General features: G+C 62.3%; 18 protein-coding genes. 11 read left to right on the top strand and 7 right to left on the bottom strand.

The features are described 5' to 3' along the window. The gene (locus PHAMO_RS00560; protein ID WP_002725341.1) at positions 1-1128 is read left to right on the top strand and encodes a Wadjet anti-phage system protein JetD domain-containing protein; all 1128 of its coding nucleotides are present in this window, start codon (positions 1-3) and stop codon (positions 1126-1128) included. Positions 1129-1190: 62 nt separating this feature from the next. On the opposite strand, the gene PHAMO_RS00565 is transcribed toward PHAMO_RS00560, so the two are convergent. Beyond that, on the bottom strand, positions 1191-2285 hold the full coding sequence (locus PHAMO_RS00565) for a branched-chain amino acid aminotransferase (RefSeq protein WP_002725342.1): 1095 nt from the start codon (positions 2283-2285) through the stop codon (positions 1191-1193). 354 nt (positions 2286-2639) lie between these two features. On the opposite strand from PHAMO_RS00565, the gene PHAMO_RS00570 reads away from it, so the two are divergent. Next, complete coding sequence (locus PHAMO_RS00570; RefSeq protein WP_040566015.1) at positions 2640-3347, top strand: CatA-like O-acetyltransferase; 708 nt, start codon at positions 2640-2642, stop codon at positions 3345-3347. 26 nt (positions 3348-3373) lie between these two features. On the opposite strand, the gene PHAMO_RS00575 is transcribed toward PHAMO_RS00570, so the two are convergent. Beyond that, a complete protein-coding gene (locus tag PHAMO_RS00575) occupies positions 3374-4039 on the bottom strand; it encodes a YggS family pyridoxal phosphate-dependent enzyme (RefSeq protein ID WP_002725344.1) in 666 nt (221 codons plus the stop codon). Positions 4040-4101: 62 nt separating this feature from the next. On the opposite strand from PHAMO_RS00575, the gene PHAMO_RS00580 reads away from it, so the two are divergent. The 7 genes from PHAMO_RS00580 to PHAMO_RS00610 all read left to right on the top strand — a co-directional run bounded on the left by PHAMO_RS00580 (position 4102) and on the right by PHAMO_RS00610 (position 10593). After that, positions 4102-4770, top strand: a complete 669-nt coding sequence (locus tag PHAMO_RS00580; protein ID WP_002725345.1) for a thiamine phosphate synthase — start codon at positions 4102-4104, stop codon at positions 4768-4770. Positions 4771-4784: 14 nt separating this feature from the next. Further along, positions 4785-5246 (top strand): Spy/CpxP family protein refolding chaperone, encoded by a 462-nt coding sequence (locus PHAMO_RS00585; protein ID WP_051002334.1) that lies wholly within the window; start codon positions 4785-4787, stop codon positions 5244-5246. A gap of 91 nt (positions 5247-5337) precedes the next feature. Beyond that, positions 5338-5610: a 30S ribosomal protein S20 gene (gene rpsT, locus PHAMO_RS00590; protein ID WP_002725347.1), complete on the top strand. Its 273-nt coding sequence runs from the start codon at positions 5338-5340 to the stop codon at positions 5608-5610. Between the two features lie 494 nt (positions 5611-6104). After that, positions 6105-7631 (top strand): chromosomal replication initiator protein DnaA, encoded by a 1527-nt coding sequence (gene dnaA / locus PHAMO_RS00595; RefSeq protein ID WP_002725348.1) that lies wholly within the window; start codon positions 6105-6107, stop codon positions 7629-7631. Between the two features lie 81 nt (positions 7632-7712). After that, positions 7713-8489 (top strand): histidinol-phosphatase, encoded by a 777-nt coding sequence (gene hisN, locus PHAMO_RS00600; protein WP_002725349.1) that lies wholly within the window; start codon positions 7713-7715, stop codon positions 8487-8489. Beyond that, positions 8486-9118: an endonuclease III gene (nth, locus tag PHAMO_RS00605; protein ID WP_002725350.1), complete on the top strand. Its 633-nt coding sequence runs from the start codon at positions 8486-8488 to the stop codon at positions 9116-9118. Before hisN ends, nth begins: the two co-directional genes overlap by 4 nt. Before the next feature lie 5 nt (positions 9119-9123). Beyond that, entirely contained in the window at positions 9124-10593 is a 1470-nt protein-coding gene (locus tag PHAMO_RS00610) for a cobyric acid synthase (RefSeq protein ID WP_002725351.1), read from the top strand. Between the two features lie 17 nt (positions 10594-10610). Here PHAMO_RS00610 and cbiB read toward each other — a convergent pair whose 3' ends face one another. The 5 genes from cbiB to secA form a co-directional block, all read right to left on the bottom strand. Beyond that, entirely contained in the window at positions 10611-11612 is a 1002-nt protein-coding gene (gene cbiB / locus PHAMO_RS00615; RefSeq protein WP_002725352.1) for an adenosylcobinamide-phosphate synthase CbiB, read from the bottom strand. Positions 11613-11720: 108 nt separating this feature from the next. Then, positions 11721-12098 carry a c-type cytochrome domain-containing protein gene (locus tag PHAMO_RS00620; protein WP_002725355.1) on the bottom strand — a complete coding sequence of 126 codons (378 nt, stop codon included), beginning with the start codon at positions 12096-12098 and terminating at the stop codon, positions 11721-11723. A 111-nt stretch (positions 12099-12209) separates the two neighbouring features. After that, a complete protein-coding gene (gene trxA / locus PHAMO_RS00625; protein ID WP_002725357.1) occupies positions 12210-12524 on the bottom strand; it encodes a thioredoxin TrxA in 315 nt (104 codons plus the stop codon). A 143-nt stretch (positions 12525-12667) separates the two neighbouring features. After that, on the bottom strand, positions 12668-13000 hold the full coding sequence (locus PHAMO_RS00630; protein WP_002725359.1) for a DMT family transporter: 333 nt from the start codon (positions 12998-13000) through the stop codon (positions 12668-12670). Positions 13001-13009: 9 nt separating this feature from the next. After that, positions 13010-15691 (bottom strand): preprotein translocase subunit SecA, encoded by a 2682-nt coding sequence (gene secA, locus PHAMO_RS00635; RefSeq protein WP_002725360.1) that lies wholly within the window; start codon positions 15689-15691, stop codon positions 13010-13012. A gap of 220 nt (positions 15692-15911) precedes the next feature. On the opposite strand from secA, the gene ubiT reads away from it, so the two are divergent. Then, positions 15912-16592 (top strand): ubiquinone anaerobic biosynthesis accessory factor UbiT, encoded by a 681-nt coding sequence (gene ubiT / locus PHAMO_RS00640; protein ID WP_002725363.1) that lies wholly within the window; start codon positions 15912-15914, stop codon positions 16590-16592. 2 nt (positions 16593-16594) lie between these two features. Next, a complete protein-coding gene (ubiU, locus tag PHAMO_RS00645; protein ID WP_002725365.1) occupies positions 16595-17614 on the top strand; it encodes a ubiquinone anaerobic biosynthesis protein UbiU in 1020 nt (339 codons plus the stop codon). Position 17615: the final 1 nt, after the last annotated feature.

Here is a 17615-nt window from a genome sequence, read left to right on the forward strand (position 1 = left end):
ATGGCCAAGGTCTATGTCGTCACCGCCGATCAGGCGTTTGATCACTTCTTGTCTGCGTATGAGAGGAAGCCAGATCGTACCAGAGACGTTCATGTCTATCCCGATTACCATGGGATGGGGGTGGATCGCGCTGGCGAAAGATTTAATGTTCGCATGGTCGAAGCCTCCAATTTTAATAGAATAACCGAGACTGGCGAGAAAGTTCCCGCAGTCGAACTGACGTGGGAGCCATTCCCGGCAAAACGCTATATCGCCAGGGTGACGTTGCGGGATGCTAAAGCCCTCTACGACCATCTCAAGCGTCAGCCGCCGGAACAGCCCGCTCTCTCGCCCGCCGTGCAAGCCGTCCTCGCCGAGGCCGCCCCCGTCAGCGACGGGGAACGGGCGGGATGGATCGAGATCGCGCGGGCGATCGAGGGCGACTGGCCTCCATCGAAGCTTCCAGCCCTGGTGGCCGAACTGAAGCGTATCCGGTCCGAACCGACCGACCGGCCCGCCTTCATTGCTTCAGCCGCCGGTCCCCTGGCCTCGTCGAAATTGCTGGATCGGTTGCCTCGGGCGGCTCTGCGGCGGATCGGCCTTTCGCTCGAGGACTATCCCGCGTCGCCGGTCGTGCTGCTGACGGCGGGGGTAGCCGTGCCGGAGGCGGTTGTGTTGGTCGAGAACCCGCGCGCGTTCGAGCGTGCGTTCGTGGCCACTCGCGATCTTCCGGTGGCTTGGATATCGACACACGGTCTCGTCGCCATGTCCGTCGTTCGCGCCCTTCAGGGCGTCTGGTATGGCGCGCCGGTCGATGGGACGCCGCCCCCTCTCGATGCCTTGCTTGGCGCTGAGCGACTGTTCTATTGGGGCGACCTTGACGCGGCCGGGCTGATGATCTTTGCCGAGGCGCGCAAGCGTCTGCCGCAGATGAGCCTCAGTGCGCTCTATCGGCCGATGCTGGCCCTGCTGTCCGAGGGGGGAGGGCCCCCCTACGCGGCAGTGACGGACAAGGCCGGTCAGCGCCCTTGGACCTCCGACGATCCCGAGCTTCAGGCATTGCTCGACGCCTGCGCCTCCTCCTGCATCGATCAGGAATGGGTGTCGCCTCAGTCGATTCGGGATCTCTGCACGCAAGGGTTTTGCTAGGCCCTAAGCAAAAGGCCCGGTCATGCAACCGGGCCTTTGTCGTCATCGGATGCGGCGAAGGCTCAGGCGATCTTGCGGACCCAAATGTTTTCGTCGGCGATCTCGCCGCGCTGGATGCCGACCAGCTTTGCCTTGAGGGCTTCCGTCACGGGGCCGCTGCTACCGTCGCCGATGGTGAAGTCGCCACCAGTGCTCTTGATTTCGCCAATCGGCGAAATCACCGCCGCCGTACCGCAGGCGAACGCTTCGCGCAGTTTTCCGCTTGCCGCGTCGGCCCGCCACTGATCGATGCCATAGCGCTCTTCGCGCACTTCGCGGCCTTCGCTGCGGGCGAGGGAGATCAGCGACGCCCGCGTGATACCGGGCAGGATGGTGCCGCTCAGGGGCGGGGTGACCAGCGACCCGTCTTCGAAGACGAAGAAGATATTCATGCCGCCCAGTTCCTCGACCCAGCGATGGTCTTTGGAATCGAGGAAGACAACCTGATCGCAGCCATTCCGGCTTGCCTCGGCCTGGGCAATCAGGCTGGCGGCGTAATTGCCACCGCACTTCACTGCGCCGGTGCCGCCCGCCGCCGAGCGGGTGTAGTGCTCGGACAGCCAAACGCTGATCGCCTTCTTGCCGCCCTTGAAATAAGCGCCGACGGCGCTGGCGATGACGACGAAGAGATATTCGGAAGAGGGGCGGACGCCAAGAAAAGCTTCATTCGCGAACATGAAGGGGCGTAGGTACAGGCTGCCTTCACCGCCCGGAATCCAATCGGCGTCCACCTTCACCAACTGCTCGATCGCCTGAAGGAATGTCGAAACGGGTAGGACCGGCATCGCCAGACGCTCGGCCGATGCTTGGAATCGAAACGCGTTCTGCTCCGGTCGGAAGAGGGAGATGCCGCCATCCTTGGTGCGGTAGGCCTTGAGTCCCTCGAAAATCTCCTGAGCGTAATGCAGGACGGCGTTGGCCGGGTCGAGCGTCAGCGCCTCGCGAGGGCGCACCTGGGCATCGTGCCACCCGCGCCCCTCGGTCCACCGGATGGTCACCATGTGATCGGTAAATACACGGCCAAAACCGGGATTTTTGAGCATGGCGGTTCGCACGTCGACGGCAACCGGCTCAGGATGGGGGTGATGGAGAAAGGGAAGATCCTGTTCAGCGTTCATCGATACCGTTCCTTGTCTTCTCGCCGGCCTCATGTCGGGTCAACGCATACAGATTGCAGGGATTCGCGACATCTTCAGTGATCGCGGTGGTTCCCGTGTGTAATTTTATGACCGCCCAAGCGCTATTTTCCGAAAGAGTGTTCCGGGGACGCGTTGGAAAAGGTGGGCAGGGTCACACTGGTTGTGCAGGCTACGCGGCCCTGGCTCGCGGTTCAAGGTCTGGCGTGTGTTCTGGCCTCCGAAGGCGAAAAACCGCGTCTGGCGCAGGCTGTCTTGGCCGCATATCGTTCTCAACACAAGCTTGGCTCCATGCTATATGAGTATGCTGCCGCTATCTGGGAGAGCCATCCGATAATGGAAATTCCTGCCCGCTATTGCGCCGAGCGAGTCGATCCCGCTGATTTTCCCGGCTGGCTCGGCTGGTCTCTGGAGTTCTTCAGCGGCCCAGCCCTGCAAAATCCACATGTCGATGTGACGTTCCAGTTGGATGTCACTCAGGCTTGGGCGCGTTACCAGAGGTTGTCGCGGCAAGACCCGCCCCCACCGTCGTTTTTTTCGTTTCTCGTGTGGAATTTGGCGCAGACTCTGGCGCGTCACCCGTCGTTCAACCTGCGTCGGATTGATGACGATTGGTATTTGCTGCGCAATCCCCCGATCTTCATTCCTGTCGCGGTTGGTGGCGATGCCCGGTTCCAGTCGCTGGTGCTGGATGACGCCTATCGGCAGGACCTCGCAACCTTTTCCGCCTGTTATCGCGACCGTCTCGCGCAGGCCCGTTCACCTGGGGGTGGGCCTTCCGCTGCCAGCGACACTTTCGTCTATGCGCATTTCATGGGGAATCTGCCCAATCTGCGCTTTACTGGTTTGACCCTCCATTGGCGGCCGGACCAAATGGTCGGGCAGAGCTTTTTTTATTTTGGGCAACGCTACACCGACGGAGATCGGATGTTGATCCCGATGTCGGTTCGCCTCCACCATTCCTGTACCGATGCGGTTGTCTTGGACCAGTTAATTGAAGATTTCAAACGGCAGTTCGCCGAAGACGGTTCGGCATCTTATTGATTTAATCCAGGCGCTATCCTTGCAGCCTAGCCGCGATAACCGAAAATCGCCGAGCCGACCCGGACATGGGTGGCACCACAGGCGACGGCGACAGGGAAATCCTCGCTCATCCCCATGCTGCGAACCGGCAGGCCGTTACGGGCGGCCAATTCAGCCAGCCGCAGGAAATGCGGGGTCGGGTCTTCGCCTGCCGGTGGGATGCACATCAGTCCGCACGGCTCCAGCCGGTATTCGTCACGACACAACGCAATCAGGGTATCGGCCTGATCGGGATCGACTCCGGCTTTTTGCTGCTCGCGGCCGATATTGACCTGAATCAGGATGTCGGGGCGGCGTCCGGCCCGGTCGATCTCGTCGGCGAGGACGCGGGCCAGCTTGGGGCGGTCGAGGGTTTCGATGACATCGAACAGGGCGATCGCCTCGCGAACCTTGTTGGTTTGGAGCGGTCCGATCAGATGCAGGCGCAGATCGGGGTGGCGCTCTTTCAATTCGGGATATTTGGCTCTGGCCTCCTGGACCCTGTTTTCGCCGAATAGTCTTTGACCGGCGGCCAGGGCGGCGACGACGGCTTCGGTGGGGTGGGTCTTGGCGACGGCGACCAGGGCGACCGAACCGGAAGCGCGCTGGGCGGCGGCTTCGGCGGCGGCGATGCGGGAACGGATGGCGGCAAGGCCGGCGGCGATTTCGGACAAGGTAGGGGAACCCTTTTCAAGTCGGTCGGGCGCGGATAGCCCAACCGGATTATAATCAGCGGATGACCCTAGCAAACCCCTCCCGTCGTCTCAATTCAACCGTCTGCGGTCTTTCGGCCTGGGCCGGGCCGCCGCTTATCCTGGTTACGGACGATGTGCGGCTGCCCGATCCGCTGGCCGCCGCCGCAGCCCTGCCGTCCGGCAGTGGAGTGTTATTGCGCCATTACGGTGATCCGGCCCGCGCCGCTCGTGCCGCCGCCCTGGCGGCCCTGTGCCGACGGCGGCGATTGGTGCTGCTGGTCGCTGGAGATTGGCGGCTGGCCGCCCGGCTGGGAGCCGCCGGGCTGCATCTCCCCGAAGGGATTGCCCGTCATGGCGTGCTGGCTCCGGCGCTGGGGTGGCTCCGTCGCCGCCATGCTTTGCTGACCGTCGCGGCTCATTCGCCGCTGGCGCTGGGGCGGGCGGCTGCGCTGGGGGCCGATGCCGCCTTGGTCTCGCCTGTTTTTCCCAGTCGCAGTCATCCCGGAGCGCCGGTGGTGGGGCCGCTGCGCCTGGGGGGGTGGCGTCGTCGCGCCCGGTTGCCTCTGATCGCTCTGGGTGGGGTGTCGGCGGCGACAGCGCGGCGTCTGCCTCGTGGCTCTGTGTGCGGGCTGGCGGCGATTGAGGGTTTATCAGGAGTTTCACGAAGCGGACAGGGTGAGCGGGATGTGTTAACATTAGGAATTGATTGATTAAGGAGGTCGTCATGTATCTTGATCGACTCGCCGTCGCCGCCTCTGTGTCCGCTCTGGCTGTTCTGCTCTGTCTTCCCACCGCCGTCTCGGCTCAGGGCATGGGGCAGGGGAGCGGCGGGCCAGGAATGGGCATGGGAATGGGAATGGGGCCGGGGCGGATGTTGCCCGATCCGGCCATGCTGCCGGGTCTTAAAGCCAAGCTGGGCATCACGGCAGCTCAGGAACCGCAATGGACCGTCTATGCCGATGGCGTTTCCAGCGCTGACGAAATGCGCCGTCAGATGCAGAAGGGCGCTCGTGAGATGGCTCCCGCAGAGCGGATGGAGACCCGTCCCGACCGTCAGGCCGCCGGAGCCCAGGTGCATGAAGGCCTGAATCAGCGGCGGGACGATTTGGCTCGGGTGCTGACGCCCGAACAGCGGGCGATCCTCGACCGCGAAGCTCCGCCACTGCCGCCGCCGCCGAAGCGGTAATGGCTTGGCCTCATTTCTATGTTGACGTGGGGCCAACCCGCACATATAAACGCGCCTTCGAATTTGCAACCGAGCTGCAAGGTTTTCATCCATGGCCCATCATCCTTCGGCTAAGAAGCGCATCCGTCAGACCGCCCGTCGTACCGAGGTCAATGGCGCTCGCGTCAGCCGTATCCGCAGCTTCGTCAAGAAGGTGGAACTCGCCATCTCGGCGGGCGATTCCGACGCGGCCCTGGCCGCTCTGCGTGCCGCCGAACCCCAGTTGATGAAGGGCGTCCAGGCCGGCGTGGTTCAGAAGAACACCGCGTCGCGCAAGGTCTCGCGCCTTTCCGCCCGTGTCCGCGACATGAAGCCGCAGGCTTAAGTCGTTTTTACGGGTTGATTTTTTCTGACGTTAAGGGCCGCGCCCATCGGGCGCGGCCCTTGGTTTTGGGTGAGCGGATGGGGCGATTTAGCCTTTATTAAACCGCAGATCACCCAACCCCTTGGCCTGTCAGCGAGTCCTGGAATGCAAGCGAAAAATTTTCGTCGTTCGTGTTCCGATCTTGTTGCGAGTCTTCGGTCGTATGGATAGTCTGGCAAAGCTCGTCGGGCGATCCAAAGAGTTCCTCGAGTCTTCAAGCTAAATCACATCGATAGTCATCTTCATTGCGTCGGTTCTGTGCGTTGCAGAACATAGATCGCATTTTAGATATTTTATGATAACCATCGGTGGCACCGTTTACTGACTTGGTAAATTGGGAGCAAGATTCTGAGGCGTGTCAGTATTGTCGAGATCTCTGCCCTAGGGTGGACGACAGCCCGGCGTGAAGCTGCGGTCGCAACGATCCGGTTAGTGACAAAAAGGTATCCCGCACCATGAATCCGGATTTCCGGAAGGACGGCACCAATGGTGCCGAAGGCGCGGAAGCTGTCGGGCGGACGGCAGGGATTCGGGGATCGGCAATGGCGAAGTCTGAGTGGGATCGGGTGAAGACCAGGTTGCGGGACGAGGTGGGTGATTCCGCCTATCGGTCCTGGCTGCGGCCCATCACCGTGCATGGAATCAGCGACGGAGCCGTTCGGTTGGCGCTGCCGACGCGGTTTTTGCGCGATTGGGTTTCGACCCATTACGGCGAGCGTATCCGTGCCGTGTGGGGGGCCGAAAATCCGGCGATCCGCAATGTCGAGATCGTGGTCGAGACCGCCCGTGCCGCCGCCGTGCCGAGCCAGCCTGTCGCTCCGGCGGTCGAGGCCGATCCCGAACCCCCGTCCGAGGCTCCCGCCCTGGTGGCGCAGACCGTCGCCGCGGCACAGCCCGCGCCGGTGCCAACGGCCGCCCAGATGGCTGAGTCCGGTGCCGCCAATGCCGAACTGGACGAACTGGGGGCGCTGCTCGATCCCCGCTTCACCTTCAAGAATCTCGTCGTCGGCAAGCCGAACGAATTCGCCTGGGCCGCGGCCCGCCGTGTGGCCGAGGCCGATAGCGTCTCGTTCAATCCGCTGTTCCTGTATGGTGGCGTCGGGTTGGGTAAGACCCACTTGATGCATGCGATCGCCCATCATATCCGTGAGCGCAATCCGCACCGTTCCGTGCTGTACCTCTCTGCCGAGAAGTTCATGTACCGCTTCATCCGGGCGCTGCGGCACCAGGACACGATGTCGTTCAAGGAACAGTTCCGCTCGGTTGACGTGCTGATGATCGACGACGTTCAGTTCATTGCCGGCAAGGACACGACCCAGGAAGAATTCTTCCATACCTTCAACGCCCTGGTCGATCAGGGGCGCCAGATCGTGATTTCGGCCGATAAGTCGCCGTCCGACCTGGAAGGGATCGAGGAACGGCTGCGCTCGCGCATGGCCTGCGGTTTGGTCGCCGACATCCATGCCACCACTTACGAGCTGCGCCTGGGCATCCTTCAGTCGAAGGCCGAGCAGATGGGTGTGCTGGTCCCGCAAAAAGTGATGGAATTCCTGGCGCATAAGATTTGCTCCAACGTCCGCGAATTGGAAGGCGCGCTGAACCGCGTCGTCGCCCATTCGCAGTTGGTTGGCCGCGCCATCACCCTGGAATCGACCCAGGAAGTTCTGCACGATTTGCTGCGCGCCTCGGACCGACGGATCACTATTGAAGAGATCCAGAAGAAGGTCGCCGAGCATTTCAACATCAAGCTGGCCGAAATGTCCTCGGCGCGGCGCTCGCGTCAGGTTGCCCGTCCCCGTCAGGTGGCAATGTATCTGGCCAAGCAGTTGACCAGCCGCTCGCTACCCGAGATCGGACGCAAGTTCGGCGGTCGCGACCATACCACCGTGATGCACGCCGTGAAGAAGGTCGAGGAGCTGAAGGAAGCCGATCACAGTTTCGCCGAGGATGTCGAACTGCTGCGTCGGATGCTCCAGGGCTGATTTGGGTGACATCCGGCTTGTTCAGCCGCCTCGTTTCGGGTCACACTGGCGGAGACGAAGCCAAATGCCGGGTCCGATCCGATGAATGCCTGTCCCCTTGAATTCATTTCTCTTGCGCAGCGACTGGCCGATGCCGCTCGTCCGGTGGTGCGGACCTACTTCCGCACCCCGATCGCCGTTGACACCAAGGCCGATGACAGCCCCGTCACCATCGCCGACCGCGAGGTCGAGGCGGCGATGCGGGCTATTCTCGATGTTGAGTATCCCGGTCATGGCATCCTGGGTGAGGAACAAGGGCAGCGCGATTGTGACGCCGAATGGGTGTGGGTGCTTGATCCCATCGATGGCACGGCTGCTTTCATCACCGGCAAGCCCAGTTTCGGCACCCTGATCGCGCTGGCCCACCGTGGCCGCCCGGTGCTGGGGATCATCGATCAGGCTTTCACCGACGAGCGCTGGCTCGGTGTGGCTGGGCAGCCGACCACTCTTAACGGTCAGCCGGTCTCGGTGCGGGCCTGTCCCGATCTGGCTCATGCCCGCGCCTTTACCACCGCGCCCGAACTGTTCGATGACGCTACTCGACCGGGCTGGGACCGCATCGCGGCACGGGTGCGCGGCGTCCGGTATGGTTGCGATTGTTACGCCTACGCCTTGGTGGCGACTGGTTTTGTCGATCTGGTGGTCGAAGCCGGGTTGAAGCCCTATGACTATTCGGCCCTGGTTCCGGTGGTCGAAGGAGCGGGTGGTCTGATGACCGATTGGCAGGGCCAGCCGCTGACGATCTGGTCCGAAGGGCGGGTCGTTGCCGCTGGCGATGCCCGTTCCCATGCCGAGGCGCTGGCGGTTCTGGCCGGATGAGTCCCGAAGAGGTCGAGTCCCTGTATGCTCGGCTCGCGGCGGCCAATCCCGAGCCGCGCAGTGAGTTGGAATATCGCGATCCCTTTACCTTGCTGGTGGCGGTCGTGTTGTCGGCTCAGGCCACGGACGCCGGTGTCAATAAGGCAACCGGACCGTTGTTCGCTGTGGCGGCGACACCACAGGCGATGCTCGACCTGGGGGAGGAGTGTCTGGCCGAGCGGATTCGCACTATCGGCCTGTACCGCACTAAGGCCCGCAATGTCATTGCCCTGTCGCGCCTGCTGATCGAGCATCATGACGGTCAGGTTCCGTCCGAGCGCGAGGCACTGGAAGCTCTGCCTGGGGTGGGGCGCAAAACCGCCAACGTCGTGCTTAACATCGCCTTTGGTCAGCCGACCATCGCCGTCGATACCCATGTCTTTCGCCTTGCCAATCGCACCGGCCTCGCGCCGGGCAAAACTGTCGAAGATGTCGAGCGGAAATTGCTGGCGGTCACGCCATCGCATTGGATGCAGCATGCTCATCACTGGCTGATCCTGCACGGTCGCCACGTTTGCAAGGCGCGCAAGCCGGACTGCCTGTCCTGTTGCCTGGATGACTTGTGCGCCTTCGCTTCCGGCCCGAGCTAAGTCCGATGACGGTGCGTCCCCCGGCGCTGATGCTTCAAGGCACTGGCTCTGATGTCGGCAAATCGCTGCTGGTCGCTGGCCTGTGCCGGTTGTTCACCGCTCGGGGGGTGTCGGTTCGCCCCTTCAAGCCGCAGAACATGAGCAACAATGCCGCTGTTACCGTCGATGGCGGCGAGATCGGTCGTGCCCAAGCCTTGCAGGCCCGTGCCTGCAAGGTTGCGCCGCTGGCCGACATGAATCCGGTGCTGATCAAGCCGCATTCCGAGACCGGTGCTCAGGTGGTGGTGCAGGGTCAGGTGTTGGCCAAGGCCGGGGCCGGGGATTACCAGCGGCTGAAGCCGACTCTGATGCCCCGTGTGCTCGACAGCTTTCACCGTCTCGCCGCCGGGGCTGGATTGGTGGTGGTCGAGGGCGCGGGCAGTGCTGCCGAGGTCAATCTGCGCGCGGGAGACATCGCCAATATGGGCTTTGCCACCGCTGCCGACCTGCCGGTGATCCTGGTCGTCGATATCGATCGCGGCGGGGCAATCGCCGCGATTGTCGGCACTGTCGCCGTGCTGCCCGAACACGAACGTGCACGGCTTAAAGGCTATGTCATTAACCGCTTTCGCGGCGATCCGGCATTGTTCGCTCCTGCCCTCGACGTTATCGCCGCCCATACCGGGCTGCCCTGTCTGGGGATCGTGCCGTGGTTTGCCGAGGCGGCTTTGTTGCCCGCCGAGGATTCCGCCTCGCTGGGGCGCGGTCCTTCCGCGACGGGGCGGCCGCTGCGGATCGTCGTGCCGCGTCTGCCCTGTATCGCCAATTTCGACGATTTCGACCCGCTGGTCGCCGAACCCGATGTTTCCCTCGACATGATCGTTCCCGGTCGCGCTTTGCCCGGCGATGCCGATCTGGTGATCTTACCCGGTTCGAAGGCAACCATCGCCGATCTCACGTTTCTACGCGCTCAGGGCTGGGATATCGATCTTACCGCCCATCTGCGCCGGGGAGGGCGGGTGCTGGGGATCTGCGCCGGTTTCCAGATGCTGGGGCGCTCAATCGCCGATCCGCTTGGAGTCGAGGGGCCGCCTGGATCGGTTGCGCCCGGTCTCGGCCTGCTCGATGTCGAGACGGTGATGGCGGGCGACAAAGTGCTGCGTGAAAGTGTCGGCTATGATGGCTCCGGTCGTCCGGTTCGTGGCTACGAGATGCATATGGGCCGCACCACCGGCCCGGATTCCAAACGCCCCTTGCTAACCATGGAGGGCCGCCCAGAGGGTGCGCTTTCCGCGGATGGTTTGGTCGCCGGATGCTATTTGCACGGCCTGTTCGCGTCCGATCCGTTCCGTTCCGCTTTTCTCGATGTGCTCCGCCCTGGCCGTGCTCCCGGTGCCGCGTGGGAGCCGCAGATCGAGGCGATTCTCGACCGCCTCGCCAGTCATCTGAAACAATCGCTCGACATCGACGCAATCGGGCGGATCGCCGGTCTGTAAGGGGTAGGGCGCGGCCTTTATCCCCAGATCAGGGAACTGCTTTTCAGCCAGAGCACCAGAACCACCAGTCCGGCATTCAACACACAGGCGACGGTAAATAAGTGGAGGGCGCGATGGATGTCGGCCAGATCGGCCTTGGTGCGGCCGCGGCCCATCCATTTTTCCTCGACGGAGAAGCCGGGATAGCGGCGTGGGCCTCCCAGCGCGAGGTCGAGCGCGCCGGCGCAGGCGGATTCCGGCCAGCCGGAATTGGGCGAGCGGTGGTGGCGGGCATCGCGGAGCATGGTGACCAGCGCGTTGATCGGGCGACCGCGCGGAACGAACGGGGCCGCCAGGACGAGCAGCAGGCCGGACAGGCGGGCGGGGATCAGGTTCATCACATCGTCGAGTCGGGCCGAGACCATCCCGAAGTCGCGATAGCGCTCGTTGCGATAGCCGACCATTGAGTCCAGCGTATTGACGGTCTTATAGGCGATCAGTCCGGGTAGACCGAGCAGCATGTACCAGAACACTGGCGCCACCACTGCGTCGGAGAAATTTTCGGCCAAGGATTCAATCGAGGCGCGGGCAATTCCGTGGCCGTCGAGCGAACTGGGATCGCGTCCGACTAATCGAGACACCGCATAGCGCCCCGCTTCGATTCCATTTTTCTGGAGGGCGATGGCGACATCGTGGACATGATCGAACAGGGATCGTTGGGCGAGAAGAATCGCGACAAGGAACAGTTCGACCAGCCACCCGTGCGGCACTGCGTTGGCCAGGAACGAGATCAATGCGCCCGCTGCTATTCCGATCAGAATGAGCCCGACCGCCATCACTCCGCCGCGCCACTTCCGCGCCCGACCGGATCGTTCGGGGCGGTTCAGTCGTCGTTCCAGGATCTCGATGGCTTTGCCAATCGCCGCCACCGGGTGGGGGACCAGTCGGAACAGCCAGGGCATATCGCCAAGCAGAGCGTCCAGGCCGATGGCCAGGAACAGGATCAGCAGCGGGTCGGGGGCAAGGGGAAGGGGAGTCACGGGGAGGGCCAGCGGTCGTCACAGAGGGAGGAGGGAGAAGAGGCACGCCAAACCCCGGCCCCGATGCCTCTTTCGGCCCAGGGTCCGGGGCGGCTGAAGGAAAGCGTCCTAATTGTTCTTGGCGCCTTGCTTGATCCACAGACGGAAGGCATCACGGTCGCACTGCGACAGTTTTTTCTTGCCATGAGGCATTCGGATCGACGGATCGACCTTGTGATCGATCAATCGTAACAGGCTGCTGGTTTCGGGTTCGCCGGGGGTGATCATCGGGCCGAACTTGGTTCCCTTCATCAGTCCTTCGTAGGAACTGAGGTCGAGACCGCTGGCTTCGGTTCCCATCCCTCCCTTTTGATGACACTCGATACAGCGGCCCTGGATGATCGGGCGGATATCTTCAGAGTAACTGACGCTATCTTCCTTGGCAGATGCGGCCCCGGCGGTTCCAAGAAGGATTGTTGTTGCAACTAAGGCGAGTATACGTCTCATTCTGCCCTCCCTCCCTCCCTGGGAGAATATGAACCTCATACCCAGTTTGGCATAAGTTAGGCCGAATGCAATGACGATGCGGACGGGGCGGATATCTCCGCCCCGTGGATCCTACAGGCTGGATTCAACCCATTCGAACAGCTTGCTCTTTTGCAGAGCACCGACCTTGGTCGCGGCGGCGGCACCGTTCTTAAAGATCATCAGGGTGGGAATACCGCGCACGCCGAACTTGCCGGGGGTCGCGGGATTCTCGTCGATGTTCAGCTTGGCAACGGTGATCTTGCCCTCAAGCTGGGTGGCGAGTTCTTCGAGAGCCGGGGCGATCTGGCGGCAGGGGCCGCACCATTCGGCCCAGAAATCAACCAGAACCGGGCCGGAGGCATTCAGAACCTCGGCTTCGAACGAGGCATCCGTCACGTTCTTCATGGGCACGTTCCTTTGTATCTGTCGAACCGCCGGGCGGTTCCTGGGGGGACGCAGGAAGAAATCTTGGGCGACCGGACGAGACCGGGCGCGGAAGGCACTCTAGCCGCAAATACCGGGGCTGTCACGATCAGGGGAAGACGCATTCAACCATGCGATCCCGGTCCTGTGGACAGGTTCAGGACTATAGTTCCGGCAAGAATTAGTCCGATACCGGCCAGGGCGGTGGGCGACAAGGTTTGACCGTACCACAACCAACCCACCAGCGAGACCAGGACGATTCCTACCCCCGACCACACCGCATAAGCGATGCCGACGGGGAGAACCTGCAAAACAAGCGAAAGAAAATAGAATGCCAGACCATAGCCGAGCAAAACGACAACCGACGGCCCCAGACGGGAGAAGCTGTCGGTTGCCTTTAGCGCCGAGGTCGCGATGACTTCGGCCAGGATGGCGAGCCCTAACCAGACCCAAGCCATCGGCAGCGGTCAGACCGCTGCGCCGTGGCAATGCTTGAACTTACGGCCGGAACCGCAAGGGCAGGGGGCATTGCGGGAGATGGAACCCCAACTGGCCGGGTTATTGGCATCAAACGCAAGCGGGGTGGCACCGGCAAGAATCTCGGCGGGATCCTGGCGGCTTTCCTGGGCGAGAGCAGGGCCGCGTGGTTCCAGCGCCTGATCCAAATCAGGGTCGCCGACGCGCAGTTCGACATGCGCCAGCACAGAGGTGACTTTTTCGCGCAGATCGTCCAGGGCGGCTTCGAAGAGATTGAACGCCTCGCGCTTGTACTCGTTCAGCGGATCGCGCTGGGCATAGGCGCGCAGCGAGATACCCTGGCGCAGGTGGTCGAGCTGAAGCAGGTGATCTTTCCACACCTGATCGAGCAACTGGAGCAGCAGGCTCTTTTCGACCATCCGCATTGTATCGGCACCACAGCTTTCGGCCTTCTGCGCCATCTTGGCGTCGGACGCTTCGGTGATGCGGTGGCGGATTTCCTGATCGGCGATACCTTCTTCCTTGGCCCATTCGATGACCGGCAGGTCGAGGTTGAGGACGCGGCGGACCTCTTCATGCAGCGCGGCGACATCCCACTGGTCGGCATAGGCGCGTTCGGGAATGCAGCGGCCAACCATTTCGGCGATGACATCGGCGCGGAAGGATTCGATCTCTTCCGTAACGCTCTCGGCGGCCATCAGCTCCTTACGCTGCTCATAGATCACCTTGCGCTGATCGTTCATCACGTCGTCGAACTTCAGCAGGTTCTTACGGACGTCGAAGTTGCGGGCCTCGACCTTCTGCTGGGCCTTTTCCAGCGCCTTGTTGATCCAGGGGTGGACGATCGCCTCGCCGCTTTTCATGCCGAGCTTTTGCAGCATCCCGTCCATCCGGTCGGAGCCGAAGATCCGCATCAGATCGTCTTCGAGCGACAAGAAGAACTTCGAGGCGCCGGGATCGCCCTGACGGCCGGAACGGCCGCGCAGCTGGTTGTCGATACGGCGCGATTCGTGGCGTTCGGTGCCGACGACGTAAAGACCGCCCGCGGCCAGCGCCGCCTGCTTGTTGGTTTCGACCTCGGCACGAATCTGAGCGATACGACGCTGGCGTTCGGCCTCGTCGGTGATCTCGGAGAGTTCGAGGCGGATACGCATCTCGATATTGCCGCCCAACTGAATGTCGGTGCCGCGACCGGCCATGTTGGTGGCGATGGTCACCGCACCCGGCACCCCGGCCTGGGCGATGATATAGGCTTCCTGCTCGTGATAGCGCGCGTTCAGCACCTGATGCTTGACCTTGCGCTCGCGCAGCAGGGTGGCGAGCTGCTCGGACTTTTCGATCGAGGTGGTGCCGACCAGAGCCGGCTGGCCGCGCTTGCGGCAATCTTCGATCAGGGTAACGATCGCTTCCAGCTTCTCGTTTTGGGTGCGATACACTTCGTCGTCATGATCCTGGCGCGAGACCGGGACGTTGGTCGGAATATCGACGACTTCCAGTCCGTAGATCTCGGCGAATTCGCCCGCTTCGGTCATCGCGGTGCCGGTCATGCCACCCATCTTTGGGTAGAGACGGAACAGGTTCTGGAACGTGATCGAGGCCAGAGTCTGATACTCGTTCTGGATGGTGACGTTTTCCTTCGCCTCCAGCCCCTGGTGCAGTCCTTCGGAGAAACGCCGCCCGTCCATCATCCGGCCGGTGAATTCGTCGATCAGGATAACCTTGTCGTCCTTGACGATATAATCGACGTCGCGCGAGAACAGGAAGTGGGCGCGCAGAGCCTGATTGACGTGGTGGACCAGGCTGACATTGCCGACATCGTAGAGGCCACCCTTCAGCAGACCGGCTTCGCGCAAAAGCTGCTCGATCCGCTCGGTGCCGCGTTCGGTCAGGGTTACCGCCTTGACCTTCTCGTCCTTCTCGTAATCCTCGGCCACCAGATGCGGCATCACCTGATCGACCTGACGGTACAGATCGGAATTGTCCTCGGTCGGCCCCGAGATCACCAGCGGCGTGCGCGCTTCGTCGATCAGGATCGAATCAACTTCGTCGATGATCGCGTAGTGGAAGGGCCGGTGGACCATTTCCTCCAGCCGGAACTTCATGTTGTCGCGCAGGTAATCGAAGCCGATCTCGTTGTTGGTGGCGTAGGTGACGTCGCAGGCATATTGCTGCTGGCGCTCGGCATCGTCGAGACCGTGGACGATCACGCCCACGGTCAGGCCAAGGAATTTATAGACCTGCCCCATCCATTCGGAATCGCGCGCGGCCAGATAGTCGTTGACGGTAACGACGTGGACGCCCTTGCCCGTCAGTGCGTTGAGATAGACCGGCAGCGTTGCCACCAGGGTCTTGCCTTCGCCGGTTCGCATTTCGGCGATGCGGCCCTGGTGGAGGACCATGCCGCCCAGCAGCTGCACATCGAAATGGCGCTGGCCCAGGGTGCGTTTGGCCGCCTCGCGCACGGTGGCAAAGGCTTCGACCATCAGGTCGTTCACGGTCTCGCCCGCAGCCAGGCGCTGGCGGAAAAGTTCTGTTCGTCCGCGTAATTCGTCGTCGGAGAGGCGCGCCATCTCCGGTTCCAGGGCGTTGACGGCGGCGACCTCTTTGTAGAGGGGCTTCAGAATACGATCGTTGGCGGAACCGAAAATCCGCCGGGCAATGGCGCCGAACATAGTGATTCCCCGAAACCAGTGGCCCCTGCCCCCAACACTTGAAGGCCGGTTGCGACCGGCAAGAGATAGAGGCCGCTCTGGCTCCTGTCAACGCTGACGCCCGGTTCCCGAGGGGTAATCGGTCCGCCGAAAAGCGGGCGTCGCTTGACTTCCGCCGATCAGGGGGAATATGACCCGCAGGATGTGTCGGAGTCGCTCACAGTCGGGAGAGGTCAAAACCATGAGGCCAGGGCAAGTCCGCGGCAACGTCAAACCGGTCCAGCCGCCGTTTTCTCCGGTGTTGCTGCTGGGGATGGCGTTAAAGCCGGTTCGTCCCGCGCTGTTGCAGCCGGTGTTCGATGGTGTGTTGAAAATGCTGCGCCGCCGCCATCCGGATATCCTCGACCGCATGGCGGATTATGCGTCCAAGCCGGTCTGCATCAATCCGGTCGATCTGCCGTTTGTGATTCTGCTGGACCCGAATCCCGACGATCCCCGCCTGACGGTGCGGCGCGAGATTGACCCGCAGGAAGTCGCCGCCACGATCCACGGCCCGCTCGATGTGCTGCTAGCCCTGGCGGAAGGCAAGGTCGATGGCGATGCGCTGTTCTTTACCCGGCGGTTGGTGATCGAAGGCGATACCGAGGTGGTGGTTGCGCTCCGCAACGCCATCGACGGTGCCGGAATCGATCTGATTAACGACATCAGCGCCGAACTTGGACCGCTGGCCCGCCCGTTCCGGACCTGCGCCTCGGCCGCCGTCGATCTGCTGGGTCGGATTCAAGACGATATCGAAACCCTACGGACCGCCTTGATCGCCCCCGCGGTCAAGGATTCCAATGCTCATAACGCACGGATTACCCAACTCGAAGCCGAGTTGAAGGTCCTGCGCAAAGCAGCCCGTCGTGGAGGAGTCGCCTAAATATGACAACCGCACAGCCCGCCCCCGCGCCGCTGACACGTCCCGAATTGGTTTGTCCCGCCGGAACTCCGGCGGCGCTGAAAAGCGCGATCGATGCTGGTGCCGATTGCGTCTATATCGGCTTCCGGGACGAAACCAACGCCCGCAATTTTCCCGGCCTTAATTTTAGTCGCCGTGAGATGGCCGAGGGGATCGACTATGCCCACGGCCGGGGTGCCAAGGTTCTGGTCGCGGTCAATACCTTCCCCCGCGCCGGTCGGCCCGAAGTCTGGCATCAGGCGGTGGCCGACTGTGACTCGCTGAAGGCCGATGGGGTGATTTTGGCCGATATCGGCCTGATCGACCATGCCGCCCGTCATCATCCTAATTTGCGGCTGCATCTGTCGGTGCAGGCGGCAGCGTCGAATCCCGATGCGATCCGCTTCTACGTCGAACGCTATGGCATCAAGCGGGTTGTTCTGCCTCGTGTGCTGACGGTCCAGGAAATCGCCGAGGTCAACAGCCGGATCGCTCCGATCGAGACCGAAGTGTTTGTGTTCGGCGGTCTGTGCGTGATGGCCGAAGGTCGCTGCGCTCTGTCGTCCTATGCCACCGGACAATCGCCCAACATCAACGGTGCCTGCTCTCCGGCTTGCGATGTCCGCTATACCGAGACCAGCGAGGGGATCACCTCGGAACTGGGCGGCTTCACCATCAACAAGTTCGCTCATACCGAACCGGCCGGGTATCCTACCCTGTGCAAGGGCCGCTTCATCGCGAATGACAAGGCGAGCTATCTGTTCGAAGAGCCGACTTCGCTCAACACCCTGGCGATTCTGCCCGACCTGATCCGTGCGGGCGTCACCGCCTTCAAGATCGAAGGGCGCCAGCGTGGCCGTGCCTATGTCTCGGCTGTGGTTCAGGCGTTCCGGGATGGTGTCGATGCGGTGATGGCGGGTAAGAGCCTGCCCGATATCGATCTCGATCGTATTACTGAGGGTGGCAAGCAGACCACCGGAGCCTATGAAAAGGCGTGGCGCTGAT

Origin of the sequence: Magnetospirillum molischianum DSM 120, assembly GCF_000294655.1 — a bacterium.
Taxonomy (GTDB): domain Bacteria; phylum Pseudomonadota; class Alphaproteobacteria; order Rhodospirillales; family Magnetospirillaceae; genus Phaeospirillum; species Phaeospirillum molischianum.

What these genes read in the sequence shown, in the direction of transcription:
- PHAMO_RS00560 (WP_002725341.1), top strand. Translation starts at nt 1, where the DNA reads ATGGCCAAGGTCTATGTCGTCACCGCCGATCAGGCGTTTGATCACTTC.
- PHAMO_RS00565 (WP_002725342.1), bottom strand. Translation starts at nt 2,285, where the DNA reads ATGAACGCTGAACAGGATCTTCCCTTTCTCCATCACCCCCATCCTGAG.
- PHAMO_RS00570 (WP_040566015.1), top strand. Translation starts at nt 2,640, where the DNA reads ATGGAAATTCCTGCCCGCTATTGCGCCGAGCGAGTCGATCCCGCTGAT.
- PHAMO_RS00580 (WP_002725345.1), top strand. Translation starts at nt 4,102, where the DNA reads ATGACCCTAGCAAACCCCTCCCGTCGTCTCAATTCAACCGTCTGCGGT.
- PHAMO_RS00585 (WP_051002334.1), top strand. Translation starts at nt 4,785, where the DNA reads ATGTATCTTGATCGACTCGCCGTCGCCGCCTCTGTGTCCGCTCTGGCT.
- rpsT (WP_002725347.1), top strand. Translation starts at nt 5,338, where the DNA reads ATGGCCCATCATCCTTCGGCTAAGAAGCGCATCCGTCAGACCGCCCGT.
- dnaA (WP_002725348.1), top strand. Translation starts at nt 6,105, where the DNA reads ATGAATCCGGATTTCCGGAAGGACGGCACCAATGGTGCCGAAGGCGCG.
- hisN (WP_002725349.1), top strand. Translation starts at nt 7,713, where the DNA reads ATGAATGCCTGTCCCCTTGAATTCATTTCTCTTGCGCAGCGACTGGCC.
- nth (WP_002725350.1), top strand. Translation starts at nt 8,486, where the DNA reads ATGAGTCCCGAAGAGGTCGAGTCCCTGTATGCTCGGCTCGCGGCGGCC.
- PHAMO_RS00610 (WP_002725351.1), top strand. Translation starts at nt 9,124, where the DNA reads ATGACGGTGCGTCCCCCGGCGCTGATGCTTCAAGGCACTGGCTCTGAT.
- PHAMO_RS00620 (WP_002725355.1), bottom strand. Translation starts at nt 12,098, where the DNA reads ATGAGACGTATACTCGCCTTAGTTGCAACAACAATCCTTCTTGGAACC.
- trxA (WP_002725357.1), bottom strand. Translation starts at nt 12,524, where the DNA reads ATGAAGAACGTGACGGATGCCTCGTTCGAAGCCGAGGTTCTGAATGCC.
- PHAMO_RS00630 (WP_002725359.1), bottom strand. Translation starts at nt 13,000, where the DNA reads ATGGCTTGGGTCTGGTTAGGGCTCGCCATCCTGGCCGAAGTCATCGCG.
- secA (WP_002725360.1), bottom strand. Translation starts at nt 15,691, where the DNA reads ATGTTCGGCGCCATTGCCCGGCGGATTTTCGGTTCCGCCAACGATCGT.
- ubiT (WP_002725363.1), top strand. Translation starts at nt 15,912, where the DNA reads ATGAGGCCAGGGCAAGTCCGCGGCAACGTCAAACCGGTCCAGCCGCCG.
- ubiU (WP_002725365.1), top strand. Translation starts at nt 16,595, where the DNA reads ATGACAACCGCACAGCCCGCCCCCGCGCCGCTGACACGTCCCGAATTG.